15 protein-coding genes are annotated in these 20593 nt (G+C 52.9%); 10 read left to right on the forward strand and 5 right to left on the reverse strand.

Going from position 1 to position 20593, the window contains the following annotated elements:
• Position 1 precedes the first annotated feature (1 nt).
• Together glnE and L2097_RS20465 are read right to left on the reverse strand one after the other, a co-directional pair.
• A complete protein-coding gene (gene glnE / locus L2097_RS20460; protein WP_250353581.1) occupies positions 2-2854 on the reverse strand; it encodes a bifunctional [glutamate--ammonia ligase]-adenylyl-L-tyrosine phosphorylase/[glutamate--ammonia-ligase] adenylyltransferase in 2853 nt (950 codons plus the stop codon).
• Between the two features lie 21 nt (positions 2855-2875).
• Entirely contained in the window at positions 2876-4177 is a 1302-nt protein-coding gene (locus tag L2097_RS20465; RefSeq protein ID WP_250353582.1) for a CYTH domain-containing protein, read from the reverse strand.
• A 237-nt stretch (positions 4178-4414) separates the two neighbouring features.
• Between L2097_RS20465 and L2097_RS20470 the strand changes: the two genes are divergently transcribed.
• Together L2097_RS20470 and L2097_RS20475 are read left to right on the forward strand one after the other, a co-directional pair.
• Positions 4415-5035 carry a TIGR04211 family SH3 domain-containing protein gene (locus L2097_RS20470; RefSeq protein WP_047373075.1) on the forward strand — a complete coding sequence of 207 codons (621 nt, stop codon included), beginning with the start codon at positions 4415-4417 and terminating at the stop codon, positions 5033-5035.
• Between the two features lie 114 nt (positions 5036-5149).
• A complete protein-coding gene (locus L2097_RS20475) occupies positions 5150-6391 on the forward strand; it encodes a multifunctional CCA addition/repair protein (protein WP_250353583.1) in 1242 nt (413 codons plus the stop codon).
• A gap of 15 nt (positions 6392-6406) precedes the next feature.
• Here L2097_RS20475 and bacA read toward each other — a convergent pair whose 3' ends face one another.
• Complete coding sequence (gene bacA, locus L2097_RS20480) at positions 6407-7225, reverse strand: undecaprenyl-diphosphate phosphatase (RefSeq protein ID WP_085005797.1); 819 nt, start codon at positions 7223-7225, stop codon at positions 6407-6409.
• Positions 7226-7331: 106 nt separating this feature from the next.
• A complete protein-coding gene (gene folB, locus L2097_RS20485; protein ID WP_047373072.1) occupies positions 7332-7700 on the reverse strand; it encodes a bifunctional dihydroneopterin aldolase/7,8-dihydroneopterin epimerase in 369 nt (122 codons plus the stop codon).
• Between the two features lie 107 nt (positions 7701-7807).
• Between folB and plsY the strand changes: the two genes are divergently transcribed.
• Complete coding sequence (gene plsY, locus L2097_RS20490) at positions 7808-8428, forward strand: glycerol-3-phosphate 1-O-acyltransferase PlsY (RefSeq protein ID WP_047373071.1); 621 nt, start codon at positions 7808-7810, stop codon at positions 8426-8428.
• Positions 8429-8557: 129 nt separating this feature from the next.
• Here the strand turns inward: plsY and tsaD are convergent, their stop codons facing one another.
• The gene (gene tsaD, locus L2097_RS20495) at positions 8558-9580 is read right to left on the reverse strand and encodes a tRNA (adenosine(37)-N6)-threonylcarbamoyltransferase complex transferase subunit TsaD (RefSeq protein ID WP_047373070.1); all 1023 of its coding nucleotides are present in this window, start codon (positions 9578-9580) and stop codon (positions 8558-8560) included.
• 238 nt (positions 9581-9818) lie between these two features.
• Here tsaD and rpsU point away from each other — a divergent pair, with 238 nt between their 5' ends.
• The 7 genes from rpsU to L2097_RS20530 all read left to right on the forward strand — a co-directional run bounded on the left by rpsU (position 9819) and on the right by L2097_RS20530 (position 20584).
• Positions 9819-10034, forward strand: coding sequence for a 30S ribosomal protein S21 (gene rpsU, locus L2097_RS20500; RefSeq protein WP_001144069.1), 216 nt, complete (start codon positions 9819-9821; stop codon positions 10032-10034).
• 115 nt (positions 10035-10149) lie between these two features.
• Positions 10150-11895 (forward strand): DNA primase, encoded by a 1746-nt coding sequence (dnaG, locus tag L2097_RS20505; protein WP_047373069.1) that lies wholly within the window; start codon positions 10150-10152, stop codon positions 11893-11895.
• Positions 11896-12131: 236 nt separating this feature from the next.
• A complete protein-coding gene (rpoD, locus tag L2097_RS20510) occupies positions 12132-13973 on the forward strand; it encodes an RNA polymerase sigma factor RpoD (RefSeq protein ID WP_047373068.1) in 1842 nt (613 codons plus the stop codon).
• Between the two features lie 564 nt (positions 13974-14537).
• A complete protein-coding gene (locus L2097_RS20515; protein WP_047373067.1) occupies positions 14538-15506 on the forward strand; it encodes a KpsF/GutQ family sugar-phosphate isomerase in 969 nt (322 codons plus the stop codon).
• 77 nt (positions 15507-15583) lie between these two features.
• A complete protein-coding gene (locus L2097_RS20520) occupies positions 15584-16735 on the forward strand; it encodes a KpsE/RkpR family capsule polysaccharide export protein (protein WP_250353584.1) in 1152 nt (383 codons plus the stop codon).
• Between the two features lie 34 nt (positions 16736-16769).
• On the forward strand, positions 16770-18446 hold the full coding sequence (locus tag L2097_RS20525; protein WP_250353585.1) for a polysaccharide biosynthesis/export family protein: 1677 nt from the start codon (positions 16770-16772) through the stop codon (positions 18444-18446).
• A gap of 113 nt (positions 18447-18559) precedes the next feature.
• Positions 18560-20584 (forward strand): capsule polysaccharide biogenesis protein, encoded by a 2025-nt coding sequence (locus tag L2097_RS20530; protein ID WP_250353638.1) that lies wholly within the window; start codon positions 18560-18562, stop codon positions 20582-20584.
• Positions 20585-20593 lie beyond the last annotated feature (9 nt).

The following is a 20593-nucleotide window of genomic DNA, read 5'->3' on the forward strand; positions in this document are numbered from 1 at the left end:
CTTACGCGTCCTCGCACGGCTCCACCAACCACTTGTTCCAGCAGGCTCGCACCATCGCGCGCTCAGCGACAAAACATGCATCCGGTACATGCCCCGGCAACTCCTGCAACGCCAGGTGGTGCAGTTCATCACGCAATGTTGTATAGGCGGCGGTAAGCGCCTGCGCTTCCTGCTCTTCCATAATGCCGTTTTGCGCCAGGCCTTCCAGAATGCGGACATTGTCCGACCAGCGCGTCAGTTTCGGTTTTGTATGGGCATAACGCAGCACCAGATACTGAGTGATAAATTCGATATCAGTGATACCGCCCTCATCGGCTTTGATATCAAAGCGATCTTTGTGCTTATTGCTCAAGTGGGCGCGCATTTTTTCGCGCATCTCGCGCACCTCGGTTTGTAACGTCGCGCCGTCACGCACGGTCATGGTGATATCGCGACGGATGGTATCAAATTGCGCGTTTAATTGCGGATCGCCATAGACCACGCGGGCGCGTACCAGCGCCTGGTGTTCCCACGTCCAGGCCTCAGTGCGCTGATAATCGGCAAAGGATTCGGTTGACGTTACCAGCATTCCTGCCGCGCCGGACGGGCGCAAGCGTGCATCCACTTCATACAGAATGCCGGACGAAGTGCGCGTACTGAACAGATGCATCACGCGCTGGGCAAGGCGCAGGTAAAACTGACGGCCATCGATTTCGCGCTCGCCATCCGTCATCACATCCACCGGACAGTCATGAAGGAAAATCAGATCCAGATCGGAGCTATACCCCAGTTCCCAGCCGCCCAGTTTGCCGTAACCAACCACCGCAAACCCACGACCTTCACGATCGCGTAAGTGTTTCGGTTGCCCGTAACGCGAAACCATCAGGTTCCACGCCTGCTGCACCACGGCTTCGATGATGGCTTCGGCAAGCCAGGTTAAGTGATCGCTCACTTTCATCACGGGGAGTGTGCCAGCGAGGTCTGCTGCCGCCACACGCAACAATTGCGCCTGTTTAAACTGGCGTAACGCCTCCAGTTGCTGCTCTTCATCATCATCCGGCACACGCAGCAGATACTGACGTAGTTCATCCCGGTAGGCATTCATCGCCGTGGGCTGATAAAGCGTATTCGGGTCGAGCAACTCATCCAGCAATAGCGGATAGCGCGCCAGCTTGCTCGCCACCATTGGCGAAGCGGCACAAAGTGAAATCAGATGTTTACGCGCACCGGGATATTCGCTGAGCAGTTCGAGGTACGTCGTGCGCGTGACAATTCCCGTTAACAGCGGCGTCAAGCGTGACAGCGGCACAGGGGCGTCCTCGCGAGAGCATACATCGCTCAACAGATGCGGCATCAGGTGATCGAGCACCTGGCGGCCGCGCGGGCCAATGGTGCGCTTATCCATCTCTTTGCGAAAATCAGCAATCATCGCCACCACACGGCGGCGATCATCGTCAGAAAGATGCGCCAGTACGGGCGTGCTGTCATCTTCCTGGAACGCATCCTGCCACAACTCCCCCCATTGCCCCGAGAGCGCATCCTCCTGCTCTTCGGCTTCATCATCGCCAATCAGGGTGTTGAATATGCCTCGTACGGCGGACATTTGTTTTTCCAGCTCAGCGGTCAGCGTTTCCCAGTCGGGCACACGCATTCCCCAGGCCAGACGCGCCCGATTGAGTTCATCTGACGGTAGCGTCTGCGTTTGCTCGTCATTAATGCTTTGCAACAGGTTTTCCAGGCGGCGCAGATACAAATAGGCCTGGCGCAGCGCCGGTGCGTCACCTGTCGGCAACAAGCCCAGCTTATCGATAGCCTCCAGCGTCGGTAACAGTGAGCGGGACTGCAGCGAGGGCTCACGCCCGCCGCGTATTAACTGGAACACCTGAACGATAAATTCAATCTCACGGATACCGCCCGCCCCCAGCTTGATATTATCTTTCAGGCCACGGCGACGCACTTCACGGGCAATCATCCCTTTCATATTGCGCAGAGACTGAATAACGCTGAAATCGATATAGCGACGGAAAACGAACGGCCGCAGCATCGCCCGCAATTCACCGGCGTACGCATCGTCCTTATCGCCCATAATGCGCGCTTTCACCATCGCATAACGTTCCCAGTCGCGCCCCTGCTCCTGATAATAATCTTCCAGCGCGGCAAAACTCAGTACCAGCGGGCCGCTGTCGCCAAACGGGCGCAAGCGCATGTCCACGCGATAGACAAAGCCATCCTGCGTCGGCTGGTCGAGCACTTTGATCAGGCGCTGTCCCAGACGAGTAAAGAACTGGGCGTTATCGAGCTCGCGTCGCCCGCCGCGCGTTGAGCCGTTTTCCGGCCAGGCGAAAATCAGATCGATATCGGATGAAAAGTTAAGCTCCCCGCCGCCCAGCTTGCCCATGCCGAGGATCAGCAACGGCTGCGGTTCCCCCTGCTGATTGCACGGCGTTCCCCACTCGCGGCAACAGGCATCATAGAGCCACTCACGTGCAGCGACGATCAGGCTCTCCGCCAGTACGCTTAACTGCTGCAACGTCTCCTCTTCGGCCACCAGCGCCAGCGACTGCGCCCAGGCAATGCGCACCATCATTTGACGCCGGAACAGACGCAGCGCACGCATTAATGATGCCTCATCTGCCACGCTCTGCAGCGATTCGCGAAGCGTTTGCGCATACTGCTTCCACTCGTCCGCCTGCGGCGGCGCACTTTCCAGCTCGGCCAGCCAGTCAGGATGCGCGGCAAGGCTATCCTGCACGAAATCGCTGAAAGTAAGCACTAACTGCGCTTGTTCACTAAGCGGTGTTTCGCTGAACGACTCAGGCAAGCGCGCCTGTACAGTTTGCCAGTGCTGCTGGAGCTGAGGAGAGTGCGGCATCATCGATGGGTATCCTTGACCGGGTTAGCGTTGTCCACTGTGCAGCCAGAAGGGCTGCTGACAGATTGCTTCGTTACGGAAATGTTCGATCTCAATACGCTGGCGCGTCTCAATGGCGTGGAGCAATCCTTGCCAGTTTTCCAGCCAGGCATTGGCCTGTACCGCGTCGTAATAGCCGGCAAGTAACAGCACACTGTCTATTTCTCGTGCCAGACGCGGCAACTGGTCGCGATAACTGTCGCCCAGCGGATGCGCAAACGTACTTTTAAGTTCAGCGGCGCAGCGGGACAAATGGGTATCGGCAAAACGCTTGAAAGAGTCGGCAAATTTCGCCTGCGCTTTGTCATCCAGGAAGGTGCGCCAGCCCTGGGAAACCAGCCATTCTGTCAGCAGCAGTTTCGCCGTTGCCGCCTCTGCGCTCCATGCGGCCGTCGCTGCAGAGACATCTGATGTCAGCGTCGCTTCCGCCTGGGTCAGCAAATCGCGCAGGCGAGCACTCGCTTTGCGCGGCACGATGCCGCCGAACAACATGAGAGTATGACGAATGAGCGTTATCGCAGACTGGACATCCGCTTTTGCCCGGTTATCGCCGCGAACCCACAGTTCCTCATGGTACTGCCATTGCGAAAGCCCCAGCTCCAGCGCGGCGGTAAAAGCCTGCTCCGTGGTGGCTTTCGCTTGAACGTTGAGTATCGGCGTCGGACGACGATGACGTTCGGCATTCCCCTGCGCCAGATGATAGCCGCGCGCTGCCTTACTCAGGCTTCCCTGGCGCAGCCCTGAAAGCGTCACGAGCTGACGGGCCAGTTTGAGGATATCCGCCGGGTCGCCGCTGAGCAGCTCAAGCTCAAGCTCACAGATCGGCTCAGCCAGCTCGCCGGCTTTAACGTCGCCCAGGTCCAGCCCAATCTCAATACGGCTTTCCCCGGCATTAACCAGCCATTTCTCCCGGTAGAAATCGGTACTGAATAGCGGCTGTGCCTGCGTCTGAAGATCTTCTGGCAGCACGCCGTCAGGCCAGACTTCCTGCGGGAAGCGAGCCAGGTCCAACTCCGGTTTATCCAGCGCAATATTATATTCAGGGCGTTGATGTAACCCGCCGACCACGCGTCCGGCGATTTTCATCGTCATTTCGTACTGACCATCAAAGCCGCGTATACGCAGCCCCATATCATGACGACGCAGCCAGTTATCCGCCGTTTCGTAATAGATGTTGAGTAACTGAGTGGGCGCTACGCGATCGTCGGTGAGCGAATGAATATGGTTACGGAGCGTTTCAACGCTGTCGGGATGTACGTAAAATTTTAATTCGATTTCCTGAGCCATGGCTTTGCACTTATGGTTATGTCACATCAGTGAAAATTTCGGCGAACTAACGCGCCCGATGTTTGTCAGTAGATAGTATTTTGTGTCAGATTGCCATGCAATGCGCGATCTGATGGGTGTAAAAGTTCACTTATGCGCTTTGTTCGACCCGGATGATTCCGATTGATGCCGCCTGCCAGCTATCGTCAGACTGTTGGCACTGTTTTTATTCACGCTTAAAGATAATAACGACGCCTGATGCTTAAATTACGCCTGATTGGAATAACCTTATTTGCGCTTAGCGTTTCCACATTGGCTCACGCCGAAGAAAAACGTTACGTCTCTGATGAATTGAACACCTGGGTTCGCAGTGGCCCGGGAGATAACTATCGCCTCGTGGGTACCGTAAACGCCGGCGAGGAAGTGGAACTGCTGCAAACCAATGAAGCGTCTAACTACGCTCAGGTTCGCGACAGCAGTGGCCGTACGGCCTGGATCCCGCTAAAAGAGCTCAATACTCAGCCCAGCCTGCGCACACGCGTGCCAGAACTGGAAAATCAGGTGAAAACCCTCACCGATAAGCTCAACAATATCGATAATACCTGGAACCAGCGCACGGCAGATATGCAGCAAAAAGTGGCCGGTAGCGATGGGGTCATTAACAGCCTGAAAGAAGAAAACCAGAAGCTTAAAAACGAGCTGATCGTGGCGCAGAAGAAAGTGAATGCCGCTAACCTCCAGCTCGACGACAAACAGCGCACCATCATCATGCAGTGGTTTATGTATGGCGGTGGCGTATTGGGTGCGGGACTGTTCCTCGGTCTGGTACTGCCGCATTTAATCCCGCGTCGTAAAAGCAAAGATCGCTGGATGAACTAAGCTGATTAGCCATCTTCTCTACACTTACGTATTATCTGTCGGCAAAAATAGAACCTGTCTTGATTCCGATAAGTCAGGTTTATGCAAAGTCACAGATGTGAGGAGTCAGGCGGCGTGAAGAGTTATCTGGTCGGTGGTGCAGTTCGCGATGCGTTGCTGGGCCTGTCGGTCAAAGACAAAGATTGGGTGGTGGTTGGCGCCACGCCAGCAGAGATGCTTGACGCGGGTTACCAGCAGGTAGGCCGCGATTTTCCCGTGTTTCTCCATCCACAAAGTCACGAAGAGTACGCGCTTGCCCGCACCGAACGAAAATCCGGTTTCGGTTATACCGGATTTTCCTGCTATGCCGCGCCGGATGTGACGCTTGAGCAAGATCTGCTACGCCGCGACCTGACCGTCAATGCGCTGGCGCAAGATGATGATGGCAACATTATCGATCCCTACGGCGGTCAGAGCGATCTGCACCACCGTTTGCTGCGCCATGTTTCCCCCGCATTTGCCGAAGATCCGTTGCGCGTTCTGCGCGTAGCGCGTTTTGCCGCCCGCTATGCGCATTTAAGTTTTCGCATTGCCGACGAAACCATGGCGCTCATGCGCGAGATGACCGCCGCCGGTGAGCTGACGCATCTTACCCCGGAACGCGTCTGGAAAGAGACGGAGAACGCCCTCAAGACCCGTAATCCGCAGGTCTTTTTCCAGGTGTTGCGTGACTGCGGGGCGCTAAAAGTATTATTCCCGGAAGTGGACGCGCTGTTTGGTGTGCCCGCGCCGGCAAAATGGCATCCTGAAATAGATACCGGGCTCCATACCCTGATGACCGTGACCATGGCCGCCATGCTCAGCCCTGAGGTTGATGTGCGTTTTGCGACCCTGTGCCACGATCTGGGCAAAGGGTTAACGCCGCCAGAATTGTGGCCACGCCATCACGGGCATGGTCCAGCGGGCGTCCGGCTGGTCGAGGGCGTCTGTCGGCGTTTACGCGTACCGAATGAGATCCGCGATTTGGCAAGGCTGGTGGCAGAATTCCATGACCTGATCCATACCTTCCCGATCCTGCAGCCAAAGACCATTATTAAATTGTTCGATTCGATTGACGCCTGGCGCAAGCCACAGCGGGTTGAGCAAATCGCCCTGACCAGCGAAGCCGACGTTCGCGGACGCGCGGGGTTTGAGGCGTGCGATTATCCGCAGGGACGCTTACTGCGTGAGGCCTGGAGCATCGCAAAAGCGGTCTCCAGCAAAGCGGTCGTTGAAGCAGGTTTCAAAGGCATTGAAGTGCGAGAAGAGTTAACCCGTCGTCGCATTCAGGCCGTGGCCGACTGGAAAGCACAACGTTGCCCTCAGCCAAAAGACTGAGGGCGAAGGTATACGCTAGATAAAGATGAAGTAAACCGCGGCGGCGACGATAAAGCGATAGATCGCGAAAGGGATAAACGAGATACGCTTGATCAATTCCAGGAAGGTTTTGATCGCAATAAGGGCGACGATAAAAGCCATCACAAAGCCGACGGCAAACATCGGGATGTCGCCCACGGTCAAAAATTTCAGGCTCTTATACAAATCCAGTACTGTGGCTCCCATCATCATTGGCACCGCCAACAGGAACGAGAACTCCGAAGCCGCATAACGGCTTACGCCCATGAGCATACCGCCTGAAATTGTCGCGCCAGAACGGGAGAACCCCGGCCAGAGCGCCAGGCACTGGAAGCAGCCAATCATAAATGCCTGACGCAAGGTGATATCGTCCACCCCTTCAGCGCGCGGCACTTTCGGTTTGAGGCATTCAGCCGCTATCAGCAGCACCCCGCCCACCACCAGCGCATACATCACGTTAATGGGGGTAAAGAGAGATTTAATAGCGTCGTGAAAAACCAGCCCCAGAACAACGGCAGGCACCATGCCCAGCAGGATATGAATGAGCGTCAGGCGACCCGTGCCTGTGCCTTCATGCGGGGGACGGCCAAAGTGAATACCAATCAAGCCAAACAGGCGACGCCAGAACATCACCACCACAGCCAAAATCGATCCTAACTGAATCACTACTTCAAAGGTTTTTGCGGTTTCTCCCTCAAAACCCAGCAAATGCCCCACAAGAATCATGTGGCCTGTACTGGAAACCGGTAAAAACTCCGTCAGTCCTTCGACAACACCCAATATTGCTGCCACCAGCAGCGAGTGCATATCGCTCATCAAATAAACCCCTAAACAGACATAAAAAACGGCTTACCACTTGGGAAGCCGCGTATGGCCATGATGTATGACCAGAAGACTAGCGCTTGGTTTAACAATTATGAATTTAAATAATTTTTTTCAGATTATTGCCACGCTCAATGATTACGCCAACATTGGCAGCCCGGGCGACGGCGCCTGGTTTACACAATTTGATACGCACCCACGGAGAGTTAAAACGAGCCAGCAGTAACTCTGCAACCTCTTCGGCGACACGTTCTACCAGGGCAAAACGACTTCCTTCGACGTGCGCAATGACGGTCTCTGCAATGTCCGCATAGCTCAGACAATCATTCACATCGTCACTCTTCGCTGCCTGACGGTTATCCCATGCCATTTCGATATCGAACACCAGCTTTTGTTCAATCGTCTGCTCCCAGTCATACACACCGATGGTGGTGATTACCGAAAGTTGCTCTATAAATACAATGTCCATCACGCCCCACCTGCTTTTTGGCTAACCTGGATACCACTTTCCATAATTTATGCGTATTATCCACTGATGCAGATAATAAAACGACATTTTCACAATGGAACAGCGTTATGAGTGCAATCGCGCCTGGAATGATCATCCTCGCGTATCTTTGCGGCTCAATATCCAGCGCCATTCTGGTCTGCCGCATCGCTGGTCTGCCTGACCCACGTGAGAGTGGTTCGGGCAACCCAGGGGCGACCAACGTATTACGAATTGGCGGCAAAGGAGCAGCCGTAACGGTACTGATTTTTGATGTGCTAAAAGGCATGCTGCCGGTCTGGGGAGCCTATGCGCTTGGCATTACCCCCTTCTGGCTAGGGCTTATTGCTATCGCCGCCTGCCTTGGGCATATCTGGCCTGTTTTTTTCCATTTCCAGGGTGGCAAGGGCGTTGCTACCGCCTTCGGCGCGATTGCGCCTATTGGCTGGGACTTAACCGGCGTGATGGCGGGAACCTGGCTACTGACCGTCCTGCTTAGCGGTTACTCTTCGTTAGGCGCGATTGTCAGCGCCCTGATTGCGCCATTCTATGTCTGGTGGTTTAAACCCCAGTTTACCTTTCCGGTCGCCATGCTCTCCTGCCTGATCCTGATACGTCACCACGACAATATTCAGCGGTTGTGGCGTCGTCAGGAGACAAAAATCTGGCACAAACTGAAAAAGAAAAAAGAGACCGATAAGTCAGAGTAAGTTAGCCATGCCACTGGCAATGATCGGATATCTTCCGGACGGTTTTCTACCTGAAAGGGCAGCGCATCTAATACCGTAATACCTTGAATAAACATTAAAAAAGGGCAACATCACGCTGCCCTTCATTGATTACGCCTGCTGCGCGGCGGGAAGTTCCGCCAACGGCCAGCGTGGGCGCACAGTCACGCCAAGTCCGGCAACGCCGCCGGCTTTCAGGCGCACCATCCCGGCGTAGGCAATCATTGCGCCATTATCGGTACAAAATTCCGGACGTGCATAGAACACTTCGCCACGGCGCTTTTTCATCATTTCAGCCAGTTTTGCGCGAAGCGTACGGTTTGCACTAACGCCTCCCGCCATGACCAGACGGGTAAATCCGGTTTGGTCCAGCGCACGTTTACATTTGATCATCAGCGTATCAACCACGGCGTCTTCAAAGGCACGCGCGATATCGGCACGCGTTTGCTCATCCGGCTCATTTTCACGAATGGTATTTGCCGCGAAGGTTTTCAGACCAGAGAAGCTGAAATCAAGACCGGGTCTGTCCGTCATAGGACGCGGGAAAACGAAACGCCCTTCCGTACCCTGTGACGCCAGTTTCGATAACATAGGGCCGCCAGGGTAATCAAGACCGAGCAATTTGGCCGTTTTATCAAACGCCTCGCCGGCGGCGTCATCAATAGATTCGCCGAGCAACTGGTACTCGCCAATCCCCGTCACGCTAATCAGTTGAGTGTGGCCGCCGGAGACCAGCAGCGCCACAAACGGGTATTGCGGCGGATTATCTTCCAACATCGGTGCCAGCAGGTGGCCTTCCATATGGTGAACAGGAATAGCCGGAACATCCCAGGCAAATGCCAGCGCCCGGCCGACCGTTGCGCCAACCAGCAGCGCGCCAACAAGACCAGGACCGGCGGTATAGGCAACCGCATCGATATCTTTTGCCATCAGCCCCGCCTCTTTCAGCGCCGCCTGAATCAACGGTACGGTTTTACGTACATGATCGCGGGAGGCCAGTTCAGGTACGACGCCGCCATAGTCGGCATGCAGTTTTACCTGACTATACAACTGGTTGGCTAACAGGCCGTTCTTATCGTCATAAATAGCGATGCCGGTTTCATCGCAGGATGTTTCAATTCCCAGTACACGCATGGCTGTTTTTTTACCTCGCTTCAATGCCGCGCAGTGTAGGATCAATGCCCCTTGTTGTAAACTTTACTCACCCCCTTGAAGGACTTCGTGTATACTCCCCACCCTTACAAAAGTCCCTTTCAAAAAAGGCAGCGGTGCTTTACAAAGCAGCAACTGTTGAAGTAAAATTCCGCACCATTTTGAAATAAGCTGGCGTTGACGCCAGCGGCAAACCGAATTTATCAAAGGTGAGAGGCACATGCCGGTAATTAAAGTACGTGAAAACGAGCCGTTCGACGTAGCACTACGTCGCTTCAAGCGTTCCTGCGAAAAAGCAGGTGTTCTGGCGGAAGTTCGTCGTCGTGAGTTCTATGAAAAACCGACTACCGAACGTAAGCGCGCTAAAGCTTCTGCTGTGAAACGTCACGCGAAGAAACTGGCTCGCGAAAACGCACGCCGCACTCGTCTGTACTAAGTTTTTTGAGAGTTTAGCTCTCAATTTCAGACCGAGTTGTAGTTGTAAGGCCGTGCTTCCGAAAGGAATGCGCGGCTTATTTTCGTTTATGAATTGCTAAAAATGAATGGGGCATATGGCTGGACGAATCCCACGTGTTTTTATCAATGATCTGCTGGCTCGCACCGATATCATCGATCTGATCGATGCGCGGGTGAAACTGAAAAAGCAGGGCAAGAACTGGCACGCATGCTGTCCATTCCATAACGAAAAAAGTCCTTCCTTCACCGTAAACGGTGAAAAACAGTTTTATCACTGCTTCGGCTGTGGGGCGCACGGCAACGCGATCGACTTTCTCATGAACTACGACAAACTCGAGTTCGTGGAAACCGTCGAAGAACTGGCCGCCATGCATAACCTGGAAGTGCCCTATGAAGCAGGCAACGGGCCAAGTCAGATAGAGCGCCACCAGCGGCAAAGTCTCTATCAGTTGATGGATGGCCTGAGTGCGTTTTATCAGCAATCCCTGACGCAACCTGCGGCTGAACCGGCGCGCCAGTATCTGGAAAGACGCGGTTTAAGCAGCGATGTCATCGCCCGTTTTGCGATTGGTTACGCCCCTCCCGGCTGGGACAACGTTTTAAAGCGTTTTGGTGCAAACCAGGAAAATCGTCAATCTCTGATTGATGCGGGCATGCTGGTCACTAACGATCAGGGACGCAGTTATGATCGTTTTCGCGAAAGGGTGATGTTCCCTATCCGCGACAAACGTGGTCGGGTAATGGGATTTGGTGGCCGAGTGCTGGGTAATGATACGCCCAAGTACCTCAACTCCCCGGAGACCGATATTTTCCATAAAGGCCGCCAGTTATACGGGCTTTATGAAGCGCAGCAGGACAATGATGAACCGCAGCGGCTTTTAGTCGTGGAAGGTTACATGGATGTGGTTGCGCTGGCGCAATATGGTATTAACTACGCCGTTGCGTCACTTGGCACCTCGACCACAGCAGACCATATTCAGCTGTTGTTTCGGGTAACGAAAAACGTCATTTGCTGTTATGACGGCGACCGCGCGGGCCGCGATGCCGCATGGCGTGCGCTGGAAACCGCATTGCCGTACATGAGCGACGGGCGTCAGCTACGCTTTATGTTCCTTCCGGACGGCGAAGACCCGGATACGCTGGTTCGTAAGGAAGGCAAAGCAGCGTTTGAAGCGCGGATGGAGCAGGCAATGCCGCTCTCCACGTTTTTGTTTAACAGCTTACTGCCGCAGGCGGACTTGACCACCCCGGATGGGACAACGCAACTTGCCGCGCTGGCACTGCCGTTGATTTCGCAGGTGCCGGGTGAAACGTTACGTATCCAGCTCAGGCAGTTACTGGGCAATAAAATTGGCATCTTCGACGACGCGCAGCTTGATCGTTTGATGCCAAAACAGGCGGAAAATGCCACGGCCCGGCCGGCGCCTCAGCTAAAACGTACAACCATGCGTATACTGATAGGATTACTGGTCCAGAGTCCGGAACTCGCGCCGTTAGTGCCTCCGCTGGAGGGGCTGGATAAATCCAGAATGGCTGGACTTGGCTTATTTACAGAACTGGTCAACACTTGTTTGTCACAGCCTGGATTAACCACAGGGCAGCTTCTGGAACAGTATCGCGGAACAAAAGAGGCCGCAACCCTTGAAAAACTGGCGATGTGGGACGATATAGCAGATAAAGACATTGCAGAAAAAACGTTCAACGACGCGCTCAATCATATGTTTGATTCGATGCTTGTACAGCGGCAAGAAGAGTTGATAGCTCGTGACCGCACCCATGGTTTAAGCAGCGAAGAACGCCGGGAGCTCTGGCAACTAAACCAGGAACTGGCGAAGAAATAAAAAGACAAAATCATTCAGGTTGTATCAAAGCGGCAAGAGAACGCAGCTAACGCAGAGACAACGTGAAGGATAAAGTATTCAACGGCTTAAGTGCCGATAATCGTTCGGGAAGCACCCGACAGCCGCATTGAGGGGCAGCGGCAAAAATATAAGTAAGCCCTCGTTAGACCAAGTTGGCGGTTTTTAATTTCGCTAACCGACACCAACCCTCTTGAATTAAGTGTGGATACCGTCTTATGGAGCAAAACCCGCAGTCACAGCTGAAACTTCTTGTCACCCGTGGTAAGGAGCAAGGCTATCTGACCTATGCCGAGGTCAATGACCATCTGCCGGAAGATATCGTCGACTCCGATCAGATCGAAGACATCATCCAAATGATCAACGACATGGGCATTCAGGTGATGGAAGAAGCACCGGATGCTGATGATCTGATGCTTGCTGAAAACACCGCGGACGAAGATGCTGCCGAAGCCGCCGCGCAGGTGCTTTCCAGCGTGGAATCTGAAATCGGTCGTACGACCGACCCGGTGCGCATGTACATGCGTGAAATGGGCACCGTTGAGCTGTTAACCCGTGAAGGCGAAATCGACATCGCCAAACGTATTGAAGACGGCATCAACCAGGTACAGTGCTCCGTTGCTGAGTACCCGGAAGCCATCACCTATTTACTGGAACAATACGATCGTGTCGAAGCGGAACAGGCTCGCCTGTCCGATCTGATTACCGGTTTCGTCGATCCGAACGCTGAAGAAGATCTGGCGCCTACGGCGACCCACGTCGGTTCTGAGCTCTCTCAGGAAGACCTGGACGATGATGACGAAGAAGACGAAGACGAAGATGGCGATGACAGCAGCGATGATGACAACAGCATCGACCCTGAGCTGGCGCGTGAAAAATTTGCTGAGCTGCGTACTCAGTATGAAGTAACACGTGACACCATTAAGGCAAAAGGCCGCAGTCACGCAGCAGCGCAGGAAGAGATCTTAAAGCTCTCCGAAGTCTTCAAACAGTTCCGTCTGGTACCGAAACAGTTCGATTACCTGGTAAACAGCATGCGCATCATGATGGATCGCGTACGCACCCAGGAACGCATTATCATGAAGCTGTGTGTTGAACAGTGCAAAATGCCGAAGAAAAACTTCATTACGCTGTTCACTGGCAACGAAACCAACGAAACCTGGTTCAATGCAGCCCTGGCGATGAACAAACCGTGGTCTGAAAAATTGCATGAGGTCTCGGAGGACGTTCAGCGCGGCCTGCAAAAACTGCAGCAGATTGAAGAAGAAACTGGCCTGACTATCGAGCAGGTGAAAGACATTAACCGTCGTATGTCTATCGGTGAAGCGAAAGCGCGCCGTGCGAAAAAAGAGATGGTTGAAGCGAACTTGCGTCTGGTTATTTCAATCGCTAAGAAATACACCAACCGTGGTCTGCAGTTCCTCGATCTGATTCAGGAAGGCAACATCGGTCTGATGAAAGCGGTAGATAAGTTTGAATACCGTCGCGGTTACAAGTTCTCCACCTACGCAACCTGGTGGATCCGGCAGGCAATCACCCGCTCTATCGCGGATCAGGCGCGCACCATCCGTATTCCGGTGCATATGATTGAGACCATCAACAAGCTCAACCGTATCTCCCGCCAGATGCTGCAAGAGATGGGCCGCGAACCGACGCCGGAAGAACTGGCTGAGCGCATGCTGATGCCGGAAGACAAAATCCGTAAAGTGCTGAAAATCGCTAAAGAGCCAATCTCCATGGAAACGCCAATTGGCGATGATGAAGATTCGCATCTGGGTGATTTTATCGAGGATACCACCCTCGAGCTGCCGCTGGACTCTGCCACCACCGAGAGCCTGCGTGCCGCCACCCACGACGTTCTGGCTGGCCTGACCGCCCGTGAAGCGAAAGTCCTGCGCATGCGTTTCGGTATCGATATGAACACCGACCACACGCTGGAAGAAGTGGGTAAACAGTTCGATGTTACCCGCGAACGTATCCGTCAGATCGAAGCGAAGGCGCTGCGTAAACTGCGCCACCCGAGTCGCTCTGAGGTTCTGCGTAGCTTCCTGGACGATTAATTCGCCTGCATTTTACGCCTAATCAGACGCCATCCTTCGGGATGGCGTTTTTTTACCGCTAATAATGGGAAAAAGGAAACCAGATATCAATGTCAGACTATTCCATATCAACCTAAATATATTTTTAATATGAATGTAAAAACAAAATTACTTGATAAAATAAATACAAATAATCGATAAAATATTATCTCATTACGTTTTCATCGTTCTGGATAATGCATTCACGCCAAATCCCCTTCACTTTATAAAAATCATAAAAAGCATATATTTCAAAATATTATGCATGCAAAGACGATAGTAAGAACAATTAATACTAAATCAACAAATCCGTTTATGTTGTGTATAAGTGCCGCTTGTGCTAAAAAGCAGGGGAATAAAAACAGTCCCCAAATTCGTAAGTTTCAAATGTACTTCATAAAAGTCACCGCCACGGTGACGGGTATTTATTTGCATTTCTAAAAAATGGATGGCAGCTGAGTGGTATGTCCTAAATCGGTTGCTGTGACGGTGCGCCTGTTAACGGTGGTCTGGACCGTCACGTAGAGATTACCAACAGGAAACAAAATGGATTTTGACTTGAATACGGAAGCTGAAGAGCAAGCGCTGATTGACAGCGTACGCAGCACGTTGACGGAACAAGGTGACGCACTCCGCCATCTGGCAGAAGCCATCAATGCGGAAGCCTACAGCGCCGCATTAAGACTGATTGTGGCCTGTAAAGGCCATGTGATTGTCTCCGGCATGGGAAAATCCGGGCATGTCGGACGTAAAATGTCTGCAACCCTCGCCTCAACCGGTACCCCCAGCTTTTTTGTTCACCCGGCAGAAGCGTTCCACGGCGATTTAGGGATGATCACCCCCTACGATGTGCTGATGCTGATCTCCGCCAGCGGTGAAACGGATGAAGTGCTTAAGCTGGTGCCTTCATTAAGAAATTTTGGCAATAAAATCATCGCCATTACCAATAATGCACACTCGACGCTGGCAAAATACGCCGATGCCATCCTTGAGTTGAATATGGTCAGTGAAACCTGCCCTAATAATCTGGCGCCGACAACCTCCACCACCCTGACGATGGCCATTGGCGATGCCCTGGCGATTGCACTTATTCACAAACGTCATTTCAAACCCGACGATTTTGCCCGCTATCATCCGGGTGGTTCACTGGGCCGTCGCCTGCTGACCCGCGTGACCGATGTGATGCAATCGGATGTACCTTCTGTGGATATTGACGCAACCTTCCGTCAAATCATTCAGGAACTGACCAGCGGTTGTCAGGGTATGGTAGCCGTCAAAGCAAATGGCAAGCTGGCAGGTATCATTACCGACGGCGATCTGCGTCGTTACATGGAAAAATGCGAAGACTTTGTCAAGGGTACCGCAGCAGACATGATGACCCGCAATCCGATTACCATGCCGCAAGACACCATGATTATCGATGCAGAAGAAAAGATGACCAAACACCGCATCTCAACCCTACTCATTACCAATGGATCACAGGATGTGATTGGTTTAGTCAGGATTTTCGACTAATTCCTCATCTGTATATACCGAAATAATAAGTCATCCCATCAGCAGATTTTGCCGGAGGGAATAACGTTGAAAGTGACATGTCTACACACAAAGTGAAGTTACTGGCCTCCTCGCTACGCGCATGTACGGCCAAATTTAACCTTGCCTGGATCCAGCAGCACCTTGCCTGGATTGTTATTGCCGCCCCGATGGCGTTACTCGTCATCTATTTGGTGATTTTCAGCCAGCCTCGCTATATGAGTGAATCGAAGGTCGCGGTAAAACGTCCCAGCGACATCGAAGCTTCCGGCCTGAATGTCGGATTGCTGCTGGGCGCCTCCACCTCCAGCTCCGGCGAAGACTCTCTCTATTTAAAGGAATACATCAACTCAGCGGATATGCTGAAAGTACTCGATAAACAGCTCGATTTTCACGATGCATGGAGCCATAGCGGGCTGGATTTTATTTATCATCTGTCTAAAGACACAACGGCGGAACAATTCCTCAATTACTACCGCGATCGCATTTCTGTGGTATTTGACGACAAAACCGGTTTGCTGACGATTCAGACTCAGGGTTTTACACCAGAGTTCTCACAGCGGTTTAATAAAGCAGTCCTCAAAGAGTCAGAGCGTTTTATTAACGAGCTCTCACATAAAATCGCCCGAGACCAGCAGAACTTCGCCCAGGAAGAATTACGGCAGGCCCGTGTTCGCCTGGATAAAAGTAAAGCGGAATTACTGAATTATCAGAATCAGAACAACATCCTCGACCCTGAGGTCTCCGCAACGGCGGCCACATCGCTGGTGATGACGCTACAGGGTAAAAAAGTTGAGCTGGAAGCCGAGCTGCGTAATTTACTGAGTTATTTGCGTGAAGATGCGCCCCAGGTCATTAGCATTCGTAATTCAGTAAAAGCCCTGCAGGCGCAGATCGATGCAGAACAGAACAAAATCACAGCGCCAGGCGATAAGAAACTCAACAGCATGGCGGCTGACTTTGACGAGATTAAAGCTCGCGTCACCTTCGATACCGAAATCTACACAATGGCGATCAAAGCCATTGAAAAAACACGCCTGGAAGCGGCACGTAAACTCAAAGTGTTGTCGGTTATCAGTTCACCACAACAACCGGAAGAGTCCAGTTTTCCCAGGAGCGGCTACCTGCTGGCAAGCTGGTTGTTAGTCTGCTGTCTACTCTTCGGCACGATCAAATTGCTGCTGGCCGTGATTGAAGATCACAAAGACTAATTTTGGACGCACAGTGAATTTTACAGAGTTGAACATGAAATTATTAAAATCGGCACTGCTTCTTCTGGTCTGCCATACGGTCTTTGCGGCTGGTCCGACTGCTATTACAGCCGATCCGAATTTGACAGGGGCGTCGCCGTTGCCGTCGATTATCGCCGGCAAAACAGAAGAACCCCAGGACGCAACAGGGTTTGACAACACACCGCCACCTGTGGCTGCCGCTCTGCCCAGTCGCATGTTCGGCGCACAACTATTTACCTCTATCAGCGCGGCCTCAGGCGCAGGTCTGGGATTCAACCCAGGCTATGTCATTGGTCTCGGCGATACTATCCAGATTCGATTGTGGGGGGCATTCCAGTACGACGGAGCGCTGACCGTGGATCCGAAAGGCAATATTTTCCTGCCGAATATTGGCCCGCTGAAAGTTTCGGGTATGACCAATGCGCAGTTGAACAATACCGTCACCAGTAAGATCAAAGAAGTTTATACCTCTAACGTCAACGTTTATGCCTCTCTGCTGCAGGCCCAGCCGGTTAAAGTCTTCGTGACCGGCTACGTGCGTAGCCCCGGCTTATATGGCGGCGTCGCGTCTGACTCCCTGCTCTCTTATCTGAGCAAAGCCGGTGGCGTCGACAGTGAACGCGGCAGCTATGTTGATATCATCGTCAAACGTGGCAAATCGGTTATCTCACGCGTGAACCTGTACGATTTTCTGCTGAACGGTAAGTTGGGCCTGTCGCAGTTTGTCGATGGCGATACCATTGTCGTTGGTCCACGCCAGCATACGTTTAGCGTAGAAGGTGATGTGTTTAACCGTTACGACTTTGAGTTCGCCACTAGCACCATTCCGGTTACAGAGGCACTCAGCTGGGCGCGTCCGAAACCCGGCGCCACCCATATGACCATCATTCGTCAGCAAGGCGCCATAAAACGTAGCGAATACTATCCGCTTAGCTCCGCACCAGGTCGCTCTCTTCAGGACGGCGACCGACTCATTGTGAGTTCAGACCGCTATGCAGGCACCATTCAGGTACGTGTCGATGGAGCCCATTCCGGCGAGCATGCAATAGTTCTGCCCTACGGCTCGACTATGCGTCAGGTCCTGTCGCAGATCCGCGCAAATAGCATGTCACAGATGAAGGCTATTCAGTTGTACAGAACGTCAGTGGCGGAGCGCCAGAAAGAGATGCTGAATCTGTCTTTGCAGAAACTGGAAGAGGCCTCTCTGTCTGCACAATCCTCGACGCAGGAAGAGGCCCGTTTACGTATGCAGGAAGCACAACTGGTCAGCCGCTTCGTCAATAAAGCGCGAGAAGTCGTTCCGAAAGGGCAGGTCGTACTTAATGAAAGCAACATCGACTCAGTCCTGCTGGAAGATGGTGACGTCATCATGATACCGGAAAAAACCTCGCTGATTATGGTGCACGGAGAAGTGTTGTTTCCGAACGCCGTCACCTGGCAGGACGGGTTGGATGCGGATGACTACATCAAGAAATGTGGCGGGCTAACGCAAAAATCCGGTAACTCGAAAATTATCGTGATTCACCAGAACGGCGAGTCGGTTGGCGCTGACGATGCAGGAAAACTGCAGCCCGGTGATGAAATTATGGTTCTGCCGAAATACGAATCGAAAAATATCGAAGTTACACGAGGTATTTCGACCATCCTTTACCAGCTTGCCGTTGCGGCCAAAGTTGTGCTGACAATCTAATCAGCTCTGTAGAAGATGCTTTCCCCGGCATGCCGGGGAAAGCGAAACAAGCAGCGGTAAAAACGTTTTCTTCTTTAATCAACGGATTGATATTGATGGAACGAATGAAAAACATACTGGGTATTTACTCCGGAGGGATCTGGCGTATTCCGCATCTGGACAGTTTTCTGCCAGGAGAACATATACGGCTTTCGCCTTTCAAAACCATCCCGGCGCAGGTGAATGCTGTTGTCGTCTGGGGCCAGCGCCCCAGCGCGCGAAAACCTGTTGCTATGGCGCAATCAGCGGGTCTGCCAGTCATCCGCCTCGAAGATGGTTTTATTCGTTCTCTCGGCTTAGGCGTTCAGGATTGTTCGCCCCTCTCCATCGTCGTTGATCATTTTGGCATCTATTACGACGCTTCGGTTCCGAGCACGCTCGAATGCCTGGTCAAAGATAAGGCAGGCAATCAGCCTCTGGCAGCTGAAGCGCAGGCGATGATGCGCGCCATCGTCGACAATGATTTGTCGAAATACAATCAGGCGCCGCCGTTTGTCGTACCGGATATTATGCCAGAGGCCGTGCTGGTGATTGACCAGACGTTTGGCGATATGTCTGTCACCAAAGGCAACGCCGGCCCGGCAAGCTTCCAGCAGATGCTCAAGGCGGCAAAGCAGGAAAATCCGCGTGCAGAAATTTGGGTGAAGGTGCATCCGGATGTGCTATGCGGCAAAAAGACGGGCTATTTTAGTAACCTCAAATCCGACAGCCGTGTGCGCATGTTTGCCGAAGATGTCAGCCCACAATCGCTGCTGCGGCACATGCAAAAAGTGTATGTGGTCACCTCGCAGTATGGTTTTGAAGCGTTGCTGGCCGGCAAACCCGTCGTCTGCTTTGGGCAGCCATGGTATGCGGGCTGGGGACTCACAGATGATCGTCATCCAAAGGCCAGCAAGCTTGCCGCACGCCGACAACCCTGCACGCTGAGCAATCTGTTTACCGCCGCCTATTTGCGCTATTGCCGCTACCGACACCCCGTAAGCGGAAAACCAGCAACGCTGGCCTGCGTTGTTGACTGGCTGTCCTTACAGCGTAACCACAGCCTGGTACGTCGCGGTACGCTATGGGCACCGGGATTGAGTCTGTGGAAAACCGCAATTCTCAAACCTTTCCTGAAAACAGCAGAGAATCAGGTTCGCTTTGCGAAACAGTGTACACAAGCCAGCGCGCTTATCGCCTGGGGCACTCGGGGGGAGAAAAAATGGCAGGCGCAGGCAGATGCACAGCGTATTCCACTGTGGCGAATGGAGGACGGGTTTATCCGTTCCTCCGGCCTGGGCTCTGATCTGCTTGCGCCACTGTCTTTAGTACTGGATAAAACCGGTATCTATTACGACGCATCACGTCCCAGCGATCTGGAAAATCTGCTGAGCGCGAGCAACCTGAGTGAGCGTCAACGGGTGCGCGCACAAGCCCTACAGCAACAACTCGTGCACAACAAAGTCAGTAAATACAACCTTGGACAAGACTGGCACTTACCACCCGGGGCGGTCGGTAAGAAAGTCATTCTGGTACCCGGTCAGGTGGAAGATGACGCCTCGATTCTGACCGGGACATTGTCTGTTAACACCAATCGGGATTTATTGCGCACGGTACGCGAGCGTAATCCTGGTGCATTTATTGTCTTTAAACCGCACCCGGATGTTTTGGTAGGTAATCGCAAAGGGCAAGTTGCAGCAGAAGATGTCAGCCGCTGGGCCGACTGCCAGGCGCTGGACGCCGATATTATTCAATGCATCCAACTCGCAGATGAATTACATACCATGACCTCTCTTTCTGGCTTCGAAGCCCTGATGCACGGTAAGCGCGTATTTTGCTATGGCATGCCTTTTTATGCGGGTTGGGGGCTCACACAGGATGAGCACCAGATTCCTCGACGATCCCGCCAGCTCACGCTTACGGATTTAGTCTGGCAAACGCTAATCGCGTATCCAACCTATATCCATCCGCAGCGGATGGAACCGATGCAGGCAGAAGAAGCCGCGCTGTGGCTAAGTTCCGCCCCTCGCGGTGAAATGAAAATCACGAAGAAGAATACTGGTCGATTAACCAGACAGTACCGCAAGTTATTGATGTTTTATAACGTTCGCTTTGGTTAGCGTTAACCC

Source organism: Citrobacter sp. MNAZ 1397, from assembly GCF_023613995.1.
In the GTDB taxonomy this organism is placed as follows: Bacteria; Pseudomonadota; Gammaproteobacteria; order Enterobacterales; family Enterobacteriaceae; genus Phytobacter; species Phytobacter ursingii.

Bases quoted from the DNA above. Each gene is read 5' to 3' on its own strand.
- glnE (WP_250353581.1), bottom strand. From the start codon at position 2,854: ATGATGCCGCACTCTCCTCAGCTCCAGCAGCACTGGCAAACTGTACAG.
- L2097_RS20465 (WP_250353582.1), bottom strand. From the start codon at position 4,177: ATGGCTCAGGAAATCGAATTAAAATTTTACGTACATCCCGACAGCGTT.
- L2097_RS20470 (WP_047373075.1), top strand. From the start codon at position 4,415: ATGCTTAAATTACGCCTGATTGGAATAACCTTATTTGCGCTTAGCGTT.
- bacA (WP_085005797.1), bottom strand. From the start codon at position 7,225: ATGAGCGATATGCACTCGCTGCTGGTGGCAGCAATATTGGGTGTTGTC.
- folB (WP_047373072.1), bottom strand. From the start codon at position 7,700: ATGGACATTGTATTTATAGAGCAACTTTCGGTAATCACCACCATCGGT.
- plsY (WP_047373071.1), top strand. From the start codon at position 7,808: ATGAGTGCAATCGCGCCTGGAATGATCATCCTCGCGTATCTTTGCGGC.
- tsaD (WP_047373070.1), bottom strand. From the start codon at position 9,580: ATGCGTGTACTGGGAATTGAAACATCCTGCGATGAAACCGGCATCGCT.
- rpsU (WP_001144069.1), top strand. From the start codon at position 9,819: ATGCCGGTAATTAAAGTACGTGAAAACGAGCCGTTCGACGTAGCACTA.
- dnaG (WP_047373069.1), top strand. From the start codon at position 10,150: ATGGCTGGACGAATCCCACGTGTTTTTATCAATGATCTGCTGGCTCGC.
- rpoD (WP_047373068.1), top strand. From the start codon at position 12,132: ATGGAGCAAAACCCGCAGTCACAGCTGAAACTTCTTGTCACCCGTGGT.
- L2097_RS20515 (WP_047373067.1), top strand. From the start codon at position 14,538: ATGGATTTTGACTTGAATACGGAAGCTGAAGAGCAAGCGCTGATTGAC.
- L2097_RS20520 (WP_250353584.1), top strand. From the start codon at position 15,584: ATGTCTACACACAAAGTGAAGTTACTGGCCTCCTCGCTACGCGCATGT.
- L2097_RS20525 (WP_250353585.1), top strand. From the start codon at position 16,770: ATGAAATTATTAAAATCGGCACTGCTTCTTCTGGTCTGCCATACGGTC.